The organism is Algoriphagus aquimarinus (genome assembly GCF_007997215.1).
GTDB classification, from domain to species: Bacteria; Bacteroidota; Bacteroidia; order Cytophagales; family Cyclobacteriaceae; genus Algoriphagus; species Algoriphagus aquimarinus_A.
Genome location: NZ_VORW01000015.1, coordinates 79,196 through 100,816, shown reverse-complemented (window position 1 = coordinate 100,816; position 21,621 = coordinate 79,196). Strand labels below are relative to the sequence as shown.

Annotated in this window: 15 protein-coding genes; 3 read left to right on the top strand and 12 right to left on the bottom strand. The window is 38.3% G+C overall.

Translation table 11 applies throughout. The features are described 5' to 3' along the window. Positions 1 to 206 precede the first annotated feature (206 nt). From ESV85_RS16995 to ESV85_RS16950, 10 genes are all read right to left on the bottom strand, one after another. A complete protein-coding gene (locus ESV85_RS16995) occupies positions 207 to 1,097 on the bottom strand; it encodes an alpha/beta hydrolase fold domain-containing protein (RefSeq protein WP_146919697.1) in 891 nt (296 codons plus the stop codon). Positions 1,098 to 1,262: 165 nt separating this feature from the next. Continuing rightward, positions 1,263 to 3,143: a DUF885 domain-containing protein gene (locus tag ESV85_RS16990; RefSeq protein ID WP_146919695.1), complete on the bottom strand. Its 1,881-nt coding sequence runs from the start codon at positions 3,141 to 3,143 to the stop codon at positions 1,263 to 1,265. 152 nt (positions 3,144 to 3,295) lie between these two features. Next, positions 3,296 to 4,765 (bottom strand): M20 family peptidase, encoded by a 1,470-nt coding sequence (locus ESV85_RS16985; RefSeq protein WP_146919694.1) that lies wholly within the window; start codon positions 4,763 to 4,765, stop codon positions 3,296 to 3,298. A gap of 315 nt (positions 4,766 to 5,080) precedes the next feature. Further along, on the bottom strand, positions 5,081 to 7,501 hold the full coding sequence (locus ESV85_RS16975) for an outer membrane beta-barrel family protein (protein ID WP_146919692.1): 2,421 nt from the start codon (positions 7,499 to 7,501) through the stop codon (positions 5,081 to 5,083). A gap of 21 nt (positions 7,502 to 7,522) precedes the next feature. Continuing rightward, the gene (locus ESV85_RS22350) at positions 7,523 to 7,669 is read right to left on the bottom strand and encodes a hypothetical protein (RefSeq protein WP_191322041.1); all 147 of its coding nucleotides are present in this window, start codon (positions 7,667 to 7,669) and stop codon (positions 7,523 to 7,525) included. A gap of 257 nt (positions 7,670 to 7,926) precedes the next feature. After that, positions 7,927 to 8,742 (bottom strand): helix-turn-helix domain-containing protein, encoded by an 816-nt coding sequence (locus tag ESV85_RS16970; RefSeq protein WP_146919690.1) that lies wholly within the window; start codon positions 8,740 to 8,742, stop codon positions 7,927 to 7,929. Between the two features lie 378 nt (positions 8,743 to 9,120). Next, a complete protein-coding gene (locus ESV85_RS16965; protein ID WP_146919688.1) occupies positions 9,121 to 10,164 on the bottom strand; it encodes a flavin monoamine oxidase family protein in 1,044 nt (347 codons plus the stop codon). A gap of 266 nt (positions 10,165 to 10,430) precedes the next feature. Next, positions 10,431 to 11,237, bottom strand: a complete 807-nt coding sequence (locus ESV85_RS16960; RefSeq protein WP_146919686.1) for an SDR family oxidoreductase — start codon at positions 11,235 to 11,237, stop codon at positions 10,431 to 10,433. A gap of 478 nt (positions 11,238 to 11,715) precedes the next feature. Further along, positions 11,716 to 13,155: an alanine/glycine:cation symporter family protein gene (locus tag ESV85_RS16955; RefSeq protein WP_146919684.1), complete on the bottom strand. Its 1,440-nt coding sequence runs from the start codon at positions 13,153 to 13,155 to the stop codon at positions 11,716 to 11,718. 248 nt (positions 13,156 to 13,403) lie between these two features. Beyond that, entirely contained in the window at positions 13,404 to 13,763 is a 360-nt protein-coding gene (locus ESV85_RS16950) for a VOC family protein (protein WP_146919681.1), read from the bottom strand. A gap of 441 nt (positions 13,764 to 14,204) precedes the next feature. Between ESV85_RS16950 and ESV85_RS16945 the strand changes: the two genes are divergently transcribed. Together ESV85_RS16945 and ESV85_RS16940 are read left to right on the top strand one after the other, a co-directional pair. Further along, on the top strand, positions 14,205 to 14,912 hold the full coding sequence (locus ESV85_RS16945) for a hypothetical protein (RefSeq protein ID WP_146919680.1): 708 nt from the start codon (positions 14,205 to 14,207) through the stop codon (positions 14,910 to 14,912). Positions 14,913 to 14,968: 56 nt separating this feature from the next. Next, entirely contained in the window at positions 14,969 to 15,187 is a 219-nt protein-coding gene (locus ESV85_RS16940) for a hypothetical protein (RefSeq protein WP_146919678.1), read from the top strand. An 11-nt stretch (positions 15,188 to 15,198) separates the two neighbouring features. On the opposite strand, the gene ESV85_RS16935 is transcribed toward ESV85_RS16940, so the two are convergent. Together ESV85_RS16935 and ESV85_RS16930 are read right to left on the bottom strand one after the other, a co-directional pair. Then, on the bottom strand, positions 15,199 to 16,365 hold the full coding sequence (locus tag ESV85_RS16935) for a PQQ-dependent sugar dehydrogenase (RefSeq protein ID WP_146919676.1): 1,167 nt from the start codon (positions 16,363 to 16,365) through the stop codon (positions 15,199 to 15,201). 138 nt (positions 16,366 to 16,503) lie between these two features. After that, positions 16,504 to 17,469 (bottom strand): glycoside hydrolase family 43 protein, encoded by a 966-nt coding sequence (locus tag ESV85_RS16930; protein WP_146919674.1) that lies wholly within the window; start codon positions 17,467 to 17,469, stop codon positions 16,504 to 16,506. A gap of 903 nt (positions 17,470 to 18,372) precedes the next feature. Between ESV85_RS16930 and ESV85_RS16925 the strand changes: the two genes are divergently transcribed. Beyond that, a complete protein-coding gene (locus ESV85_RS16925; RefSeq protein ID WP_146919672.1) occupies positions 18,373 to 21,618 on the top strand; it encodes a SusC/RagA family TonB-linked outer membrane protein in 3,246 nt (1,081 codons plus the stop codon). Positions 21,619 to 21,621: the final 3 nt, after the last annotated feature.

Sequence of the window (21,621 nt, the reverse complement as noted above, 5' to 3'; positions counted from 1 at the left end):
TGAAAGCCAACCAAACGGCCCTATTTCCAACCTAGTGGGCTTACATTCCAATTTCACCCAAAAATCTCCTCTGATTAAGTTCTTTTCAACCTCTCTGAGAAATTCTTACTTTAGTCGGACACTAGTGGTTTCTAATAAGTCAATCAACTAAGAGGAGTTACTGACTTTATAAAGCAATGATCGCATATACCTTGTCAGGCATAGCTTTATTTGATTTTAAATCCCTCATTTATATATTCTATTGCTTTCAAATGTGCGGGAGTTTCAGTTTGAACGGACAGCCAATTTGTGACATCATGACCCACTCCTTCGTTCATGAAGCTTTTCGTAACCACATTTACATCTTTCAATTTCCGCATGAATAATTCTTCTTCTGCTCTGGATATTTCGTACTGACCAAAAATATTGAAAGTAGGAGGCAAGCCTGAAAGATTATCTGACCAAAGAGGGGAACCATATTCACTTCTAATGTCTTCAGCATCGTTAAAGTACAAATCTTTACATTCGCTCCATGATGAGCCTCCTCCATCAAGAGCAGCATAAACCAGTAGTTGAAAAGAAAATTTAGGGCCATCTTTTTTATCCCTCGATTTTAGTGCTGTGGCTGCAGTAAAGTATGCTCCAGTACTTTCTCCAGAAATTGCAAATTGTTCTGTATCTAAACCGAGTTCATTTGCATGATTCCATATCCATTCTACAGCATCATAAACATCATTATGGCCTGCAGGAAACTTATTTTCAGGAGCTAATCTGTAATTTATGGCTACAACGTTAACATCGCTTTTCTTAGATAAATATCTACAGATTTCATCGTGACTATCTAGACTTCCCGCAACCCAACATGCTCCATGAACATAGATTAATGTAGGTTTTACACTCGTTCCACTTGGTTTGTAAATCCGTATTTCTAATTCGCGCCCAGTTAATTCAATAGTCTTATTTGTAACCTTTAAGTCAAATTGAGATGAATCTGGCCTCATTGCCTCAACTCGTAACCTGAATTGATTAATACTTTCCGGAGTTGATAACCAAGCCTCTTGAGCTAAAATAATTGTTGGTGAAAAAAATAAGAGTAAAGCAAAAGTTGATATTTTCATTTGTGTGTTTTTAAATATTTCTAACGCTCAGGCTAAGAAACAAGCGGTTTTTGGAACGCGTGAATGGCCTTTGCACCGTGAATTATATTGAATGTAATTATCTTCATTATAACGGAAATCCCGCATGTTTTCCTAAGTGTTGTTGGCCTTTGTTTTTTTTAGGCTTTAACCATTCCCATTCTCTAAAGTGACTTTGATATAGTCATTAATTATCTCCTCTAAAATGTCTAAAGGAACAGCGCCATTTTGTAAAACTGCATTGTGAAACTCCCTTAAATCAAATTGACTTCCAAGTTCTTGTTTTGTTTTTTCTCTTAGTTCCAAGATTTTCATCATGCCTACCTTATATGCGCATGCTTGTCCGGGCATTACGATATAGCGCTCAATTTCTGAAGTAACTTCAGATGTAGTCACACCTGTATTTTCAACCATATAGTCAATAGCTTCTTCTCGAGTCCATTTTTTGTAATGGATACCAGTATCGACCACCAAACGTACTGCTCTAAACATCTCTCCCTGTAACCTGCCTAAATTACCATAAGGGTCATTTTCATAATACCCTAATTCCCAAGCTAAACGCTCGGCATAAAGCGCCCAACCTTCAGAATATGCTGTAAAAGGAATAACTGTTCTAAACGTAGGAACACCTTGAAGTTCATTTTGTAAGGCAATTTGAAAATGATGCCCAGGAATCCCTTCGTGGTAGGCCAAAGTTTTCATTTTGAACTTTATGGTCTCTCTAATATCTCTTAAGTTAGCATAGAAAACACCACCTCTGGAGCCATCCATGGCAGGGCCTTCATAATAGGGAGCCACAACGCCTTCCTCCTTGAATATTGGAGTACGTTTTACATCCATGCCTGCTTTTGGCATAATGTTGAATGCCTTACTCATGTCTTGGCTTATATCATCTATCATACTTTTATAATCTGCCAAGATCATTTCACGTCCTTCGTCGGTATCCGGATACAGAAATCGTTCTTCTTTATTGAGCTGTTGAATAATTTGACCAATGGTTTTAGTAGGATCAGCATAGCTTTCCGCCTCTAAAATAGCGTACATTTCTGCCTTGATTCTATCTACTTCTGAAAGTCCTAGGTTATGTACTTCTTCAGGCGTATAATTTGTAGTTGTCATTTGCTTTAACATGAAGCGATAATAGGCATCACCATTTGGCAATTTCCATACACCTGCATCATTGGTAGCTTTTAAATTTAGATTTTCGAAATATGAAATAAGATTTTGGTATGCAGGAAAAACCACCATCTCAATGGCATCAGCCACTTCTTTTTTATGTTTTGTCTTTTCTTCTTCTGAAATGTTTTCCAATAGATCAACTTTGGTTTCAAAATTGGTGTAGAGAATATTAGAAGTAACAGCATTCGGTTTTGTAGTTGATTTCCCTAAACTATCAGTTTTCAGGCCAACAAATCCCTTCATTTCATTCAGTAAAATGATATTGATAAATTCTGGCGTGATGATTCCTTTTGATTCTCTTATTTTGAGACCTTCTATAAGTTGAGAAAATTTAGTTTCGAATTTTGATAAACGTGAGATATAGGCTTGAATATCACTAACATCATTGAGTTTGTGAGCACTTACCATCATACTAGGTAAACCGCTTTGTATGCCGAACATTTGGTTAACCGGATAGTTATGGTAAAAGAAAAGCTCAGCTTCTACCGTATTCATTTTCATATAGTAGCCCAAAATATCAGTGTTCAATTGATTTTCTGGTGACTGGTTGTCATAATTATAGCTCAATAGGGTTTCATAATCCTCCTTAGATTTATTGAAGTTTTCCCTCTGCTTGTCATCTGAGATATCATCAAGCTCGTCTTTAGTCCAATCATAAACAATAGGAATACCCAATTGTGTAGTTATTTCAGGACTGTTTAATACAAGTTCTACGAACACCCTTTCATAAAAATGATTGATGTTGAAGGGACGAAACCAAATAAGGTTGGTCAACCACAATCCTCCAAGGATTAGCAATGTCAGCAAGGTTCTTCCTGTCCAAAATTTCCAAGTACGTTTTTTCTTCATGGTCAATGTTTAGGAATGGTGGTTAATAATAAAGGCTAACGGTTGGTATATGAAAAGGAGCGAATCAAAGTAACTTCTTTTTGGATTATCACTGACCTATATTTTATGTATATACTTTTATTGTTAATTTTTATACATGGTTTTATGAGTAGTTATTTAGAAGTACTATTTATTATTAATTGATGATAAAAGCGAATTGAATTTTCAAAATCACTAATTGGTAATCGTTCGTTCAATCCATGAAAAGATTTTATGTTTTCCTTATTTATTCTGATCGCAGAAAACCTATAAATATTATCAGAAATAGCATTGAAATGTCTAGAATCTGTTGCCCCTACTACTAAGTATGGTGCTACAAGTGCGGTTGGGTAAATTTCTGAAATAGTTTTATTAAGTGTTTTAAAGCCAAAGGAACTTGTACTCGACACTTTTGATGGTTCGGAAACAAACGCACCTGTTTTAATTGTAATGCGTTCATCATTTATAATTTGATTGACGCGATTTGTAACAGTAGCAATTGTTTCTCCAGGAATAATTCTGAAATTTATCACAGCACTTGCTGTTAGCGGAATAATATTATCCTTCACTCCACTATTAAAGATAGTGGGCGAGGTAGTTGTTCTTACAAGTGCATTGCCTGAAGCAGATTCTTCATATATGCCTGTAATCAAAGACTTGAAAATTGCTTTATTTGCAAATACTAATTTATTTGCAAATGGCATCTCTGGACCTAGATTCTCTATAAATTCTTCAATTGGTGGTGAAATTACAGCTGGGAAAGGATTTTGTTTAACTTTAACTATAGCATTAGAGAGTACATCTATTGCCGTTTCTCTCTCTGGCATTGATGAATGACCGCCTTCTATACTTACTGACAATTCTAAAGAAACAAAGCCTTTTTCTGCAATTCCTATAAGAGCAACGTCTTTTTCAATACCGGGAACTAGTTTCTGTACAATACTTCCTCCTTCATCTAAAACAAATTCTGCTTCAATATTTTCTTCTTTCAAATATTGAGCAATTTTGACCGCGCCATTTAACCCGCCTATTTCTTCATCATGTCCAAAAGCAATATAAATACTGCGTTTTGGTAGAAATCCATCCTTTAATAAAAGCTCTAAAGATTCCATGATGCCAATAACACCAACTTTATTATCTATAGCTCCTCGTCCCCAAATAGTATCATTTATTATTTCTCCACCAAACGGATCGTGTTTCCAATTTGCTCGATTTTGTTCAATAACAGGAACAACATCTAGATGTGCCATTAAAACAATTGGTTTAAGAGTTAGATCTGAACCCATCCATTTATAAAGAAAACTATATGAATTAAAGGTTTTCTTTTCTAGAAGAGAATCTACTAATGGATAAGTGTTTTTTAAAAAATCTGAAAAGTGTTGGAATTGAATCGAGTCAAAATCTATTGTATTCTCAGGCGATATTGTTTTTATTTTTATAGCCTTAGAGAAATTCTCTTTTGAAGATGAGTTAACCTTAAGAACTTCAATTGGATCAGAATTTAGTTGCTTTGTCTTAAAGTTTAGAGTATTAAAAACTAGATAGATTACAAAAATTGAAACTATTGATACTAATAGTAGAAGTGCTTTCTTAAATGATTTCATTTTTTAGTTGTTGTATTATTGCTCAAAATACCTGTATATACGCTATTCCCGACCCTTATTGAATCTATACTGCAATTGTCCATAGGTCATCATGGTTTCGCTAAGACCAAATTATAAATTTCGGTTAGATATTTCATGCTGTTTTTATAGCCGGTTCAGCTAAGTGGTTATCCATTACTTTTTTTGAGTATTTCCTACCGTTCAGAAACTTGCCAATAAATGTGCCTCTAACTAGATAATGATAAGTGACAAAACATATAATGGTTGTGCTGATAAGATTGAAGGAATGATCAAAAACAATCGTGCCGTCAACGTTTAATTTGATACTCTTCGCTGCTCGGCTTGGGATCCTACAGATCTGCTTCGGGTTCCTTTGACCTTATTGTTTCCGAAATTATAGGTGTAAGTGGCCATAAAGACCCGCTTATCAAACTTATATCTTCCTGAAAAACCAATATTGGAACCTTCAAAGGAATTCCACCTCAATTGGGTAGTTTCAAAAATATCATTGCAAGACAGTCTCAATACCCCAGCCTTTTCAAAATCTTTCTTGATTCCCAGATTGACAAATCCTCTGGAAAGCCATAGGAAATACCCGTTGATAGTTGGTGAATTATAATACCCGACCAGCTCGATGGCGTATTTTTTAGGAAGGGTAAACGTGTTGGTCGTAATCACTTGTACGCTTTTTTGATCCACTTCATAAGCCTCATCATTAAGAACAGAATTAGCCCTTTGGAAATTGGCAGTGAAGTTATTTTGCATTTCCCACCAGGGTGTAAGCTGTATCGGAAAAGCAAACATGATGGAGATGGTTTGTATTTGGTCAATATTCTCCGTTTTCAAGAATGTGGTATTGGTCTCTTCATCCAGAGTAGGCTGAAATGCTGCAATTGCATTTTTATCATGACTATACTGGGCCGAAACAATCAGGCTCTTAAAGGAATAGTCAACTTTTAGGTTATTCGTGTAGGTAGGAAGAATGTTGGTATTCCCGGCGAATAGGGTAAATCGATCCGAAAAAATGACCCAAGGTGCCATTTGGTTAAACGTCGGACGGGTGATTCTTCTTCCATAGCTAAAGGTAGTCTGGCTATTCTCCCCCATTTTTTGAGCTAATTGAACCGTTGGAAAAAAATCTCCATAGTTCCGATTGACCAGCTCTTTCCCGGATAAAGCTGTAAGATTTGTTTTGGTATTCTCATAGCGTAATCCTGCATTTAAAGACGTCTTATCATTGAAAACAATAGCTGCAGTAGAGAAGGCTGCCAGAATATCCTCCGTCAAAATCCCGTCGCTGCTATAGGTTGGATTGCCGATCCATTCTGATCCAAATTGCTCTTCAAAAACCACCGTATTGCTTAATTCTGAAAATGTGCCTTTAATCCCTGAGTCCACCTTAACCGATTTTCCGATTTTCATTGAGTGGTTTACGCTGCTCACCCACATATCTATCGGTGTGTCTTTTGAGATTCTAAATTCTTCTGAATCAATCACATTATCAGATTCATCAAAAAAGGTGGTAGTGTACCAAGTCGGATTAGTATTATTGTAAGTGAGGTAATCTAAATCTGCGCTGAGTACTTGTCCATTTTGAAAAGTATGTTGGATGTTAATATTACCCATAATGTGACTCCAGTAGTTTTTTTCAGTCAGGGTCATGTCTATAGTTGTATCTGGCGAAATGGAATACTGGGCTTCTGTAAGTATTGGTGCTACTTGATTCCATCTGTTTTCATACCCGCTGACCAATGCGCTCAGGGTGGTATTCTTACCAATCGAATAGTCAAATCCTGCCTGATAGTTGATTGTTTTTCTAGTGCTCGCCCGATCATCCGAGACAGTGTTAATAGAAATGTCCTCAAATCCATCATTATTACTTCGTCGGCTTTCCCAAATTCCAACTTGATTTATTACGCTTGGAGTTACTAGCGTAAACCAGCTGAATTTCGGTCCCTGATGATTAATGTTAAAACTTAAATTTCCTTGATATCCGGAGCCGTAGCCCTGGCCCACTGTCACCGAACCATTGGTGCCGATCATGCCATTATTTCGTTTCATGACGACATTGATAAATCCCGCATCGCCATCTGCATCATAGTTTGCCGGAGGGACAGTTATAATCTCGAGTTTTTCCACATCACTTGAATTCAACCCCGCCAACATCTGAAACGCGGCCTCCACAGGCATTCGGAATCGTTTCCCGTTCATCAGAATCACCACCCCATTTTTCCCGGCCAGAGACATGGTATTGTTTTGTCTGTTGACTATCACCCCGGGGGATCTTTCCAACAGGTCAATGACAGAAAAACCCGCAGATGTCACGCTGTTTGCGACATTGACCACCATTTTCCCCATTTCCATTTCAAAGAGAGGTCGGGAAGCACTTATAGTTACCTCTTCTAGGTTACTTGCTTCCTCGGTCAACGTGATTGGGTCTAAATCATGTTTTTCCATTCCCGAAAAATTGAAAACAGGGCTGTAGGCTTTGGTATAACCAAGGAAAGAAGTTTCAATAAAGTAATTCCCCTTTGGAATATTTGTAAAAGTAAAGACCCCAGATTCATCTGTAATTGCTCCTTTGATAAATGTAGAATCGGGTACATTTAGGAGAAGCACATTCGCATAGGAAACCTTATTAGATTGAAGGTCTATCACTTTTCCCTGAATGATCTCCTGGGAAAAAGCGCTCGTTACCCAAACGGATAGTAAAATTTGTATTAAGAGATTTTTCATAAAAATTTATTAAAAAAGAATTTAGTTATAGTTTATAAGCCATTCAGCTCCGTGTGCTATAGTATCGTAAGTGATTACAGAGTGTAAAACAATTCCAAGCATCATCATAATTGCTCTTAGAGAATCCAGAGAATGTAATCGTTCGGTCTTTGAGGCGGATGGGTTCATGTCTTTTTGATTTTGGGGATAAGGATAGGTGGAATTGAGGGGTCTATAGTTGTGCATGGCATAAAATCGGTAGACACAATGCCACAAAAAAAAGTGAGCTTTTCATTTCGTTTGGTTTATAAAAAATTTGACTCTTACTATAGTTTGGGTAGCAAGACTGATCTGTAATCCCTAAAAATAAGGCTGCTTTACTAACAAAATCTTGTACAAATGCGACATTCTACCTTGTTGATAATTAGTATACTGCCAATTCCTGATTATCTGTTCAGAAGGTAATTGATCAGCTCCATATCTAGCTGTACGATGCTGTTTGGGGAAACCTGCAAATACTCTCGAACGTAGCGCGACATATGAGACTGGTCATAATATCCGGTCTGGTTGGCAAGCTGCACCCAGGTAATACCAGGATTTGCATGCAAAAAATTGAAGAGGCATTTGAAGCGGTATATTTGGATATAAACTTTTGGAGAGAGTCCTACCATTTTTTTAAAACGGCGTTCTAAGGTCTTTCTAGTATAGGAAAAGTTTTGCTCTATATCGGCTAAGGTTTTCCCTCCATTCATTTCATGGATATAATCCAGCACCTGTTCAAATGTATCTTCCTTTCCATCTGTTGGAATTCTTTTTTTGAAAAAATTATTTAACACCTCTATTTGCTTCTCATTATCGGAATGATCCGTCAAATTTTTCCACAGAAGATCCGCTTCCTCCTGACCTAAAAATTCAGCTAATGTTTTGGAAGTATTAGTTAACTCTGAAAGATCGTTTCTGAAAAGGCGATGCATTCCGGTAGGTTTGAAAAAGACCAGAATAGTCTTTAATTCCCCAACCATTTGACCATATACAGGAGAAGTTACCTGGCCAGTAGCCACTGCGTTTTCTGTAAAAAAATCCCTGTTTTCAATTTTAGCGTCCAAGGAACCCGATCCGTTAACCACAGTAAATATAAATCCACTCATGGCCAATGGGGGTGAAAAAAAAGTCTCAGTTTCACCTTCAGGAATCTCCTGAATAACATAGGATGCAATAAAATCCTGAAGTTCGGGTATTGGAAGAAAACTGCTATTTTTCACGTAAACAAGAAACAAGAAAAAATTATAATGTCACTAGTAGAAGTCCTATTTTTTTATAATTGGTATTGCGAATTTTTACGCAACTCCCTTATTCTATTGTGCCTATATCGCAATTGTCCAGAGGTCAGAGAGTTTCGCTAAGACCAAATTAAGAATTTCGGTTAGACGATTTAGATAAATCTGAATGTTGAAAGGATTGGGAATCCACAGGTAAGGATTAGAGATTGCGTCCTCGATATTCATCGGTACTCGACGAGCGAGTATTTAGAAAGTAAAAACATGTAAATTCTCGATTAGGTCAGTTTAATCACTGTTTGTACAGTTAAGATAAAAAAGCTGACAAGTAACTGTCAGCTTTTAAAAGTGCGATGGGAAATCCTATTTTGAAGCGATTAGTTTTTTTGCTGTTATGTTTCCCGCATACACTGCACCATCCATATAACCCGGGGAATGAGCCGCAGATTCTGAGCTGGAAATGATCATTCGATCATCGTAAAAGGTGTTTTTGAAAATAGGGTTTCCGTTATTTTGATGGGGGAAAAGCTCAGGTTCCGAGGATTCATACGTGTGTTTTTCTTCGCTCCAGACGCATTCTGTGTACTCAATGAAACTCGTAGCTTCAGATCCAAAAGCATTTTGCAACTGCATGATGATACTAGCCTTTCGCTCCTCATAAGTTAATCTCTTAAAGTAGGAGTTGACAAATCCACACAGGGCAAAAGTGGATCGCTCCTGATTGCTGTGATCGTAAAACTCCGTAACTGGTCCTGTATTGCAGAATAGCATTCCTGAGAGCTTTTGTTTTTCCCAAAATGGCTCCTTATAACTCAATGCAATTTTAATGGAGTCTTCCATCCAAGTATGGGTGTGTACTGCCGTGTCCATCAAATTGCTCGGAAGAGGTGGGGAAAAAGAGATTTTCTGAGCCCATAGTTTAGGAGGAAGAGCCAATACTATTTTGCTTGCTTCAAAGGTTTCCTTTGCTATCACCTCTACATTAGTTTGGTGAAAATGTATCTCTTTCACTGCTTGATTTAGTAAAATGTCATCTTTATCAAGCGAAGCATATAGCGTATTGATCAGGTGAGATGTACCTCCAGAGATTCTATAGCTAGGAGCCTGAGGTGGAATTTGTATAGCTTCTGCGGGTGAGTTTGGAGAGTTCTGAAAGAGTACGCTACCATCCATGCTTTGCTCGAAGTAACCAATTCCCAATTCATTCAAGAGCGCGAGTAAATGCTGGTGCTGGGTTCCAAACCAAGTTGCTCCCATTTCTACCGGTGTATTATCTGATCCTACTACCGTGTTTATTCTTCCGCCAATTCTTGCTCTAGCTTCTAGAATTTTGAATGGAATTCCTTCCTTTTGTAGACGGTAAGCCGTCAATAGACCCGATAAGCCTGCTCCAATTAGTATGATCATTTTATTAAAAAATTCTAATTATCTCAATTATGCCAATTACCTTATTTTCTTTGGGTAGGTGGCTGGAAGACCGATGACCGATGACCGAAGTGCCGAATTTGCTAATTTTAACCATTTGCTAAGTCGCTTTTGTCTTTTACTGATGCAAGTACGGATATAAATAAATAATAGATGAAAACTTAGATGACTATACTATTGTGATTGATATTGTAAGTGCTACTAAAGAAAGGCTGAATTCTATATATGAAACATCGCTCTTTGGAATCTTATTTCTTTCTACCCACGAAGTGCTCCATAGTCTTGTAAATCCCCATCACAGATCCTGCAAACCAATCAAAAACTGCAATTGACATGATTGCTTGGCCCAAACGGGTGAATCGGTAAATGTATCCCGGGATCGTAACCATTTTTTTATTCCTCTCAATTGCTTTTACAATTGTCGCAGCTGCGGCCTCTGGTTCGAGAATGGGAATCCTCGATTTTACGCCATCAAACATGCCTGTATTGATGTAATAGGGCATGATAGTAGTGACATTCACGTCTTTGTTCAATTGCTCCATTTCCAGACGAAGGCTATCAGACCAGCCAATCAGCGCCCACTTACTTGCTGCATAGACTGACATTTTGGGGTTGGAGACTAGACCTCCGGAAGACGCTATGTTGCAGATATGCCCGGAATTTTGATTGATCATATCTCCCAAAAACTCCTTCGTGATAAGCATTGGCCCATTGGTATTTATCGCCATTGTCGCTGTAATGTCTGAGTCGGAATGTTCATGGAAGTATTTGCCTACCACGATCCCGGCATTATTTATTAGCACGTCAACTATGCCAATTTGCTGTTTTACCCGGTTGGCAGTTTCATGGATTTGCTCACTATTAGACACATCTACTTGAAAGCCAAAAATGGCTTCTCCGTTTCTGAAATCCGAGATAGTAGCATCAATGCTGGCTTGATTTATATCCCAAATAATCACCTTGGCTTTGCGCGCCAGCATCAAGCGAACCATTATTTTGCCAATTCCCGATGCTCCACCGGTGATTAGTACTGTTTTCCCCTTTAACTCTTTCATGCCTTATTTTAAATGGTCGCTATCATTTAGTGCTCTAAGTGCTGCTTATCCGAAAGTAAGGGTTTCTAAGTCAGGTTTAAAGAAAGATGAGATTACAAATCTCGAAGAGCGAGGATGATTTGTAGATTTGCTTTATTATTGGAAAGCTAAAAACGAAAAAGCCGACAATTAATCGTCGGCTTTTGGAAAAGGTGTTGAGATATTCTAATTCGCACTTTCAGCGCCTTTCCTTAGAATACTCTGTTTTATAACCCAGCCCTGTCGAGCCTGGCTTTGATATCTAGGGCTTTCAGCCCTTTTTTTATTTATTTATACTTGAGATTGGGAATTGATTTGCGTCCCAAGAGCCCAACTGTTTTCGGGTATGCAACGTCTAAACTTTGTGCACTCCGAGTTAAACTTGGTTAGTGAGCTTGTAGAACTACTGCAATCATTACAGTTGATTTTTTATTAACTAAGTTCCTTACGATATCCGCTGTTAATTTTCAGGATCCCGCTTTACCCAGAAGTCAGCATTATCAATCCCAGCATCCTTCGCAATGAAGACTGGATCTTTACCTTCTTTCTTCTGACGCTGGTAATCTTTCAAAGCTTTGAAAGCTGGCTTACGAAGAAGAATGATTGCAATAATATTTAGCCAAGCCATCAGTCCTACACCGATATCTCCCATAGTCCAGGCCATTTCGGCAGTTTTGATCGTTCCGTAGAAAGTGGCTCCTAGAATCGCAATTCTGAGTACCCAGATTCCCCATTTGTTGTGGGTCTTTCTGATCAAGTAACTCAAGTTGGTCTCCGCGATATAGTAATAAGCCATGATAGTGGTAAAGGCGAAAAACAGCAAAGAGATAGCTACAAAACCTGCTCCAAGAGTGGGGAATTGAGACGCCACGGCATACTGGGTGAATTCTGGCCCGTAAGCAACCCCTGGTAGATTTTCAACTATAAATCCTCCATCTGGGTTTTCGACATTATATTGACCTGTAAATAGGATCATCAAGGCAGTAGCAGTACATACAAACAGCGTGTCTACATATACCGAAAATGCCTGTACCAACCCTTGCTTTACAGGATGGCTCACCTCGGCGGCGGCTGCTGCATGTGGCGCAGTTCCCTGTCCAGCTTCGTTGGAGTAAATTCCTCTTTTGACACCCCAAGCGATCGCCATACCAAATACTCCACTGAAAGCAGCTTCCATGTTGAATGCTGATTTGAATATCAAGGCAAAGATCATAGGCACTTCTGTGATGTTTATAGAAATTATAATCACAGCCATCAGAATATAAGCCCCAGCCATAAATGGTATGACTACTTCGGCTACTTTACTGATTCTTTTGACTCCTCCTAAAATGATCAAACCCATCAGTATGGTGATCAAAATACCAGTGTACATCACCGGAATATCAAAGGCATTGGCCATACTCAAGGCAATACTATTACTTTGCACACCCGGCATAAAGATGGCAGTAGCCAGGATCGTAGCAAAAGCGAAAAGCATAGCGTACCATTTTTTACCGATTCCTTTTTCTATATAATAAGCAGGACCTCCTCTGTATTGTCCGTCATTGACTTCTTTATAGATTTGGCCTAGGGTGGATTCTACAAATGCTGAGGATGCGCCAAGGAAGGCAATCATCCACATCCAGAAGATAGCTCCCGGACCTCCCATTGCTATGGCTGTGGCTACTCCAGCAATATTTCCTGTTCCTACTCTTCCAGAAATGGCTATGGCAAATGCCTGGAAGGATGAAACGCCTTTGGCTGATGATTCACCCTTGAATAAGAGCTGAACCATCTCTTTTAAATAGGTGACTTGAAGAAATTTGGTGGCAAAGGAGAAATATACACCAGCTGCCAAGCAAAGAAAAATGAGGGCATTACTCCAAACAACAGCGTTAATAGCTTCTACTATCTCTTTCATGTATTTAATTTAAAACTTATAATTTCTATTTATTAAGTATGATTCGGGTTTATTAAGAACCCGAATAAAGTAAAAAATCAGCGATTAAAGCAGAAGAATCATTTTAAATGGTGCTAATACTTGATTGATTGCCTTTGAAAATTAGGTGTTGTTGGAAAAAGCTTACTTTTTAGTCAGCTTTTCAAACTTGGACTTTTACGATCAAAAGATGGGTTGACTTGGCGAGGATAGTTGAGTCTTAAGCGACTTTACTTATCGTATTCAATCAACTCAAATCTATTCCCCCAAGGATCTCTGAAAAAACATCGAGCACGACCTTCAATTACCGAAGAGAAACTGATTTCGATATTTTCCTTCTGCAAGAAAGCTTTTGCTGCTGATAAGTCTTTTACTACCACAGCTGCATGCCTCTCGGAATTATTTTGATGAATATCTTCTTCTCTTATGTGCAGTTCTATATCTCCGAATCTTACCCATATGGCTCCATTGGGATGATTTCCGAGGATTTCTTCGAGAGCTAGTGTTTGGGTGTAAAAGCGTATAGCTTCTTTTCTTGTATTTGTTGGGATGGTGATCAGCACATGGTCTAGGCGCTCAATATCAATCATAGTCAATCTGGTTTACCTAAAACTTGTAGGAGGGTTAAGGTATTAAAAGTGCGAAAAAAAGCTTATAAAAATCAACTTGTTTACAAGTTACTTTGGATGTTTTGAGAATCTATTTGGTCACTCTATGGAGGTTCTTTAACAAGTACATATGTCGGATTTGAAAGAAATACTAATCTGCTTTTGCTCCGGTCCAATCGCAAAAACAAGCAGACGAAAGCCTAATAGCCGAAATTACTGAGCATCGATTTTAAATAAGTATAAGAAAGCCCTCCGCAAATTGAGCAAATTTTGTCTCTTATTTTAGTTAGGAGAAATCCAGAAATGCTGTTTAAAGGCCATAGATAGGCTTATTAATTTCGGAGGAATTTTTGAATTGATTGAATTATAAGATTACAGTGTCCGGCAAATTTGAAATATTCTTAAACCCAAAATTTTTAACCAATGAAAATAAATTCACTTCCAGTAAATGACCCCTCTTACTTGGAATCCATGACTGAGGGAGTGATGTGGTTCTCAATTAAAAATAGGAAGGAATTAAAGCTAACTGTAGACAGGCTTCAGTCTGAAGGCATAAGCTCTATTCGACTTGGGATAGATTGTGCGGCGTTCAATACTAAAAGAGGACTTCAATGGTATGATTGGCTAGTGCCTACTTTGGCTGAGAGTTTCGAACTGGAACTATGCTTTGATAATTTCTCAAAGACTTCCCGAAGTTCAGTTTGCCAAAAACATTCCTTACTGGAAATAGTGGAGTATTTCATTCATAAGCATGGGCAACATTTCACCTTACTTGAACTATGGAGAAATCCGGCCAACAGGTTAAATCAAGATTATTCTGAGAATATTTTTGCAGAAGACATTGTGTTTGTTACTACTTGGGCTAGGCATTTGGGTAAAAAAGTAAGCCTTGGGAGGATTCAGACGACAGATTTTGAGTGGATTACTAAATTGATTTCTTCCCAGTTTCTTAAAAATATAGAATGTTTAGAAATTGATAAAGAAGAGGAGGATCTATGGAGTTCGAGCACTAAGTTTTATGAGCGAACTTTACGTAGCCTTTTTGCAGCGAAAGGATTAAACATAGAAATCCGACCAAGTGTAAAACTTCCTATTGATTTTCAAATCTCAACTGGAGGGATTGCCAGTTGAGATTTGAAATAATAGATTGACTTGTGATCAGCTTTTAAAACATAAAACACAGCACTATGAAACATGAAAAAAATAATGTCTTGTATGGTTTGAAGAAAATAACTCATTTTTCAGAAGGGTTGGCTTCCTTGATATCAGGGACCTATGTTTTGTCTCTTGCGGTAAGCAAGCGAAATATAGCACTAAGGATAGCTCTTGGTATCGCAGGAGGGTATTTGATACTAAGGAGTGGTAGCAAACTACACTCTGGTAGCTTTACAGAGGATACTTTCTGATTACAGTTGAGTTACTCGTAGCTGAGCTTGTATATTTTATCATCAAATCCACAGATGTATAACTCCTGATTTTGGTCAACACCAAAGGAGGAGATCGGGAAATCCGAATTCAATAATTCGGTGTTTATTGGTTGTTGAGGATCAGTAGTATCCAAACTCCAGATTCTACCGGACACATAATCTGCATAGATATACAATCCCTTTAATTCTTTGAGAGCAGCTCCATGATAAACAAAACCTCCGGTGATGGAAATATCTCCCTGAGAACGATCGTATTCCCAAACGGGTAACTCCAAACCGTTTCTATCACAATCGGGGGAATTAAAACAATGGAAACCTTCCATCGTATTCCAACCGTAGTTCCCGCCTTTCTTGATAATATCTATTTCTTCGTATTTATTTTGTCCTACATCACCAACCCACAATTGTCCATTGGCTGAGTTAAAGCTAAATCTCCAAGGGTTGCGCAAGCCATAAGCATAAATCTCCTCACGAAAACCTTCGGTATTTTTTGCAAATGGATTATCCGCAGGGATAGAGTAGTTGGTAGCTCCATTTTTCTGATTAACATCTATTCTGAGAATACTTCCCAATAACGTGCTTCTGTTTTGTCCATTTCCTTTTGGGTCTCCGCCATTTCCTCCATCCCCAACTGCGATATAGAGGTGCCCATCTGGCCCAAATGAAATTTGACCTCCATTATGATTGCCATAAGGCTGGTTATATTCTAATAAAACTAGTTCACTAGCCGCATCTGCCTGATTAGGATTTGAAGAGGAAACTGAAAAACGTGAAATCACAGTTCGCTCTGGATTGTTCGCAGTATAGTTTACATAGAAAAATCCATTGCTTTTATAGTTTGGATGAAAGGCCAGCCCCAATAATCCTTCTTCATTTCCGGAATCATCTACTTTACTTTCAATAGCCAGAAAATCAGTTTTCGTAGAAGCTCCAGCTTCATTTTGTAAAACGGAAATAACGCCCCGTTGCTCCACCACAAATACTCTATTAGAGTTGTCACCAGCATGCTGAAAATCCACAGGCCTGGTGAAGGAAAGCTTAGGATAGGCTTCCTCTACTGTAAACTTTAGATTAGGTGAATTAGAAGATTTGTCTTGTGAACAAGCCGAATTATAAGTCAAAAATAAGAGCAGGAGGGCAGGCAGGAAGGTCTTCATATTAATAGGTTTTTAATTTAGTTTAGTAAGCTAGTTATTTCTTAGAGGTCATTAGGTGAATCCCACCTTTAAATTTGTTGAGACGCGCCTAATAAGAGTGGTTTTTTGCTAGACAAGATTGAATATCTTAAGTAAAACTCACCTCGTTTTATCCGGAGTAAACATACTCAGGTTCCACTCATTATACCAGTGAATTTCCATTTCACCCTCTTCAGTGATGGTTATTGGTAGAAATACATATTCTGATTCAGGTTTTCCCCTGCCATTCCACCGATCGCCCATGTAGAGATAGGCATCTTTGTATCCCGGGATTTTAAAGATAAAACAGGGTTGGGAATTGAAAGAGTTGTTGCCAGCATCGCCGACAAATGGATTGCCATGCTTTGTGTATGGCCCCATGATATTTTCGGCTGTGTAATACGTAGCGGGGTTAGGCGTCCATCCAGAACATCCGCTCGTCAGCAGGTAGAATTTGCCATTTTTCTTCAAAATACCAGGGCCTTCACAATGCGCGTCTATATCTACGTCATTAGTGGTGGTAGATAGGTAGTCATCGGATAACTCTACCATTCGCACAGTTTTATTAATGTGATCTGCCGCGTAGCCTATGTATGCTTTCTTGGTGTCAGGCTCAAAGTACATTCCTATATCGCGGGATTCATGCCCATTTGGTCTATAATGATCCTGAACAACGAATGGACCGGTGGGGCTATCGCTGGTGGCCACGCCCAACTCGGCTGTTAAGTATTTTGAGTTGTCAAAGTGAAACCACATGACATATTTTTTATTTACTTCGTCATATACGACTTTTGGCCTTTCAAAAACTTCAATCTCTCCTTTTTCCAGAACCACACCTTCATTTTTCCAATTGTAAAGGTCTTTTGATGAATAACAGGAAGCGCCTCTAGGAGTACCTCTATGCTCGCCGTACCAGTAGTAAGTATGGGAAGATTCCACATAGATGATATTGCCTCCATGGCTATCAATGTGTTCTCCATCATCTGCCAGCCATTGTCCACCAGGTTTAAAGGAAGTGTTTTCGGTCATTTGCTGTGAAAAAGCGGCGTTGGTTTGGAAGACCAATGCTATTACACAGTATAGCATGATTGTTTTTAACTTTAAAAAGTAGCGTCTTCTATTCTCAATTTTCATGTTGCAGATATAATGTGTGTTTGTTAGAATGAACGCGTCCTTTAGGTTGATGCGCTCATCTATTTTCTTGGCTTATTGATATAAATTTAGTTCAATTAGTTGATCGATCCAATAGTAATGAGTTCCAATTGTATGGGATTATTGACTCAATTCAAGGTGATTATTGTGTATTTAACAATAGGAATGTGATTTGATTTTTCATATTTTAATTATATAAGGTAATAATTAGGATATTCATAATGATTGCACTTTCTGTTCTTAGTTAGATGTTGTAGTATTCTGCTTTCTTATGGTAATATTGTATAATAATTTGGCAAAAAGCGCTAGTAGCCTACTGATAATTTGGCGTAAATTGTGATATTCTTTAAATGTAATTCTGTGAAGCCAAAGAGATAATATAGAAACTCTTTATGTATTGTGGCGTCCTATTTCATTTTAAAGGAAAAATAAAATATGGGATTATTGCAACTACTTAAGTTGCCAATTCAATTCCCGTGCTGTTGAATAAGGCGGTCTAGCTTTATGAATTCCTATTGTTTTCAACTAGGAAAGCGCATCGATTTTCTAAGATTAGAAACTTGTGTTACAGGTTAATTATGACTCATTTTAGTTAGCTGAAATGGGTCATAGACCTCTATTTGTTATACAATAGAATTTAATCAGTATTGATTATTCACTAGCGATAAATACGAATTTAAATTATGCTTTTATTAAATAATAAATTGATTAGTTATACCTATAATAATGTATTTATGTTAGGTATTTACCTGTTTATGAGTTGCCTATGAAACAAAAGAAGTAAAACGATTTTGGAAAATATTTTTCCACGTCAATTAACTTTCAATAAAACCCATTATGAAAAAACAATTACATTATTGCTTAAAAATCCCCTTGAAATTTCTTGCTGCATTGGCCCTGTTTTCATTTTTTTCAGGAAGTCTATTTGCTAATGCAGAGATGACAAAATATGATTTAGAAAATCCTCATAAATCATCGTTCGAACTAAGTCATTACTACCTAGAGGATGTGTTACTCATTGAGCCATTTGAAGTCACAGTGAAAGGAACTGTTACAGATCAACATGGAGAACCTATTCCGGGAGTAACTGTTTCTGTGCCCGGAACAACGATAGGTACAGCTACCGATTTAGATGGTAAATACGCGCTCACTGTCCCTGATGGTGTTAGCCTTAAGTTTTCCTTTATCAGTTATGAGTCACAGACTATTGAGGTGAAAAATCAATCCACAATTGATATTATTCTATTGGATGACACACAAGCCCTGGATGAGGTCGTAGTTGTGGGTTATGGCACGCAGATGAAAAAGGACCTTACTGGAGCAATTGTCAATGTTCAAGCTAAGGATGTAATGAAGTACAAACCTACTAGCGTGTCAGAGATTTTGAGGACTACGGTGCCGGGATTGAGTGTTGGGTATTCTACTAATGCGAGAAATGTACCGGATTTCAAGGTAAGAGGTGACAATTCTATTAAATCTGACGATGCGGCCGAAAGGTCAGCAAACCAGCCACTTATTGTGCTGGATGGAGTGATTTTTCGTGGAGACCTTGCTGAAATCAATCCAAACACCATAGAAAGTGTCGATGTACTGAAAGATGCAAGTGCTGCAGCGGTCTATGGATCTCAGGCAACAAATGGTGTGGTTATTTTCACGACAAAGAAGGGAGCTTATGGGAAACCACAGATTTCTGTTAGTTCGCGGTTAGGTATCGTCACAGGTGCCAGAAGGCAACAAACTCATAAGGCAGGAGATGATGTATTGAACTGGCTTACAGATATGAATGAGTCGATTACGAATACCATCACTGAACCTTGGACTAGATTCCGTGACTATAATAGCATAGATCCTCAGTATCAACAGGATTGGCTAGCCGCCAACGGTATTCCAGGTGAAACAGATCCTGCTTCTATTAATGCGGCCAGAGTGAACAACTTCGGTTTTTGGGATAATGAATTGGAAAACTTTAACAATGGTGTCCAATATGATTGGCAAGATTTCCTGTTCCATACGGGGATTCGACAAGATTATGACATGAGTATTTCTGGGAGATCAGAACGAGTGGCTTACTATTATTCAATAGGCTATAGTGATAGAGAATCTGTCCAAATAGGAGATACATTCAAAACGATCACTTCCCGCTTGAATCTTGATGTGAATCTTGCAGAATTTTTAAGTATAGGTGCCAATGCGCAGTTTACTTACCAGGACGAGGGAAATCAGGCTATAGATAATGGAAGCTATAGAGTGTTTTCTCCTTATGATCAACCATGGAAAAATGGTGAGCCTAGAACCAAGGAGAATTTAAATGACCAAAGTGCAGGATCTAATATCAGTAATCCATATCAGGAGCCTTCTTGGAATAATAGGAGCTATACTAGGTTTATGATTAACCCTACCATTTATGCAAAGTTTTCTCTGCCGTATGGTTTTTCGCTGCGTACTGATTATACACCAAGGTTTGACTACAGAAAAAGATTTGATTTCGATGGAAGTGGCAACCCTCAAAGAGCAGTGGATGATGCAGAAAGAAGATATAATGATTCTTTTTCGTGGCAATCCAATACTATACTGAATTGGGATAAGGCCTTTGGACAGCACAGACTAAATTTCACCGGTTTGTATAACGCAGAGCGTAATAGTAATTGGGAGACCAGAGCTATGACCAATAACTTTTCTCCTACTGCTGCACTGGGTTACCATGGGTTACAATTGGGATTAAATCCCACGCAAAACTCCTATGATGAAGTGAACTCCAGGACAGGCTTAATGGGGAGAATTAATTATGCCTATGGAGATCGTTTTAGTATAGCCGCTTCCGTCAGAAGAGATGGTTATTCCCGCTTTGGAAAAGATAATCTCTATGCCAACTTCCCGTCAATTTCAGCAGCTTGGACACTTTCCAATGAGGATTTCCTCTCAGGGAGTAAAGCAATTAGTTATTTAAAACTGAGATTGAGCTATGGTGTAAATGGTAACAGTAGCGGATTGGATGATTATAACGCTTATGCAAGATTAAGTAATGGTCTTTATCTTAATTACGATGGTGGATATGTAGCCACTCCCTATACTGAAATCAACAGAATAGCTAATCCTGCCCTCTCATGGGAAAAAACAGGTGCATTTAATGTCGGAGTTGATTATGGCTTTTTTGATGGACGCCTAAGCGGTTCCTTGGATGTGTATAAGTCAGAAACAAAGGATTTGCTACTGGATCAAAAGTTACCCGACTTAACGGGATTTGGCTCCATCAAGACAAATGTTGGAAATCTGGAGAACACGGGTTTTGACCTTGGTATCAAAACCGTCAACTTTTCTACTCCGAATTTCATGTGGAAATCGACTTTCAATATCACCTATACTGTAAACAAGATAACTACACTGGGGAATGCTCCAGTTGAGTCGCTAGACAGTGAGGGGAATGTAGTAATGAAAGAACCTGACGATCTACAAAACGGATGGTTCATCGGTGAGAACAAGGACATTATTTGGGATTGGGACTTGAATGGTGTGTATCAGATCGGAGAAGAGGCTGAGGCAGCAAAATATGGACTTTATCCAGGTGACTTCAGATTTGTCGATCAGGATGGTGATGGAGATATTGATGTGGATGACAAAGTGTTTTTAGGCTTGAGAAACAATCCTTGGTACATCACTTTTAGAAATGATTTCGAATGGAAAGGTTTGGACTTAGGGCTTGTCTTTCTAGCTAAGCTGGGGTATAAGGGAGGTTCAACGGAGCCATTTAATAATTCCCAACAGTATATTAAAAACCATAATTGGTATACCATACCCTATTGGACTCCGCTCAATGGACAAAATAATTTTGCTAGAATTAATTCGATTAATCTAGGAGGAGGGAACGCATGGCTAAACAGGTCATACTTACGACTTCAAAATGTGTCCGTGGGATATACTCTACCTCCAAGTGTATTGCAGAAGGTGAGAGCTTCACGTGTCCGAGTAGCTTTGAACATAGAAAATGCAGCTGTATTAACAGGATGGATTAAAGGGCTAGGTGATCCAGAATCTTCCAGTGAAATGCCTAGGACTTATTCATTAAGCTTAGATTTTACTTTCTAAGTG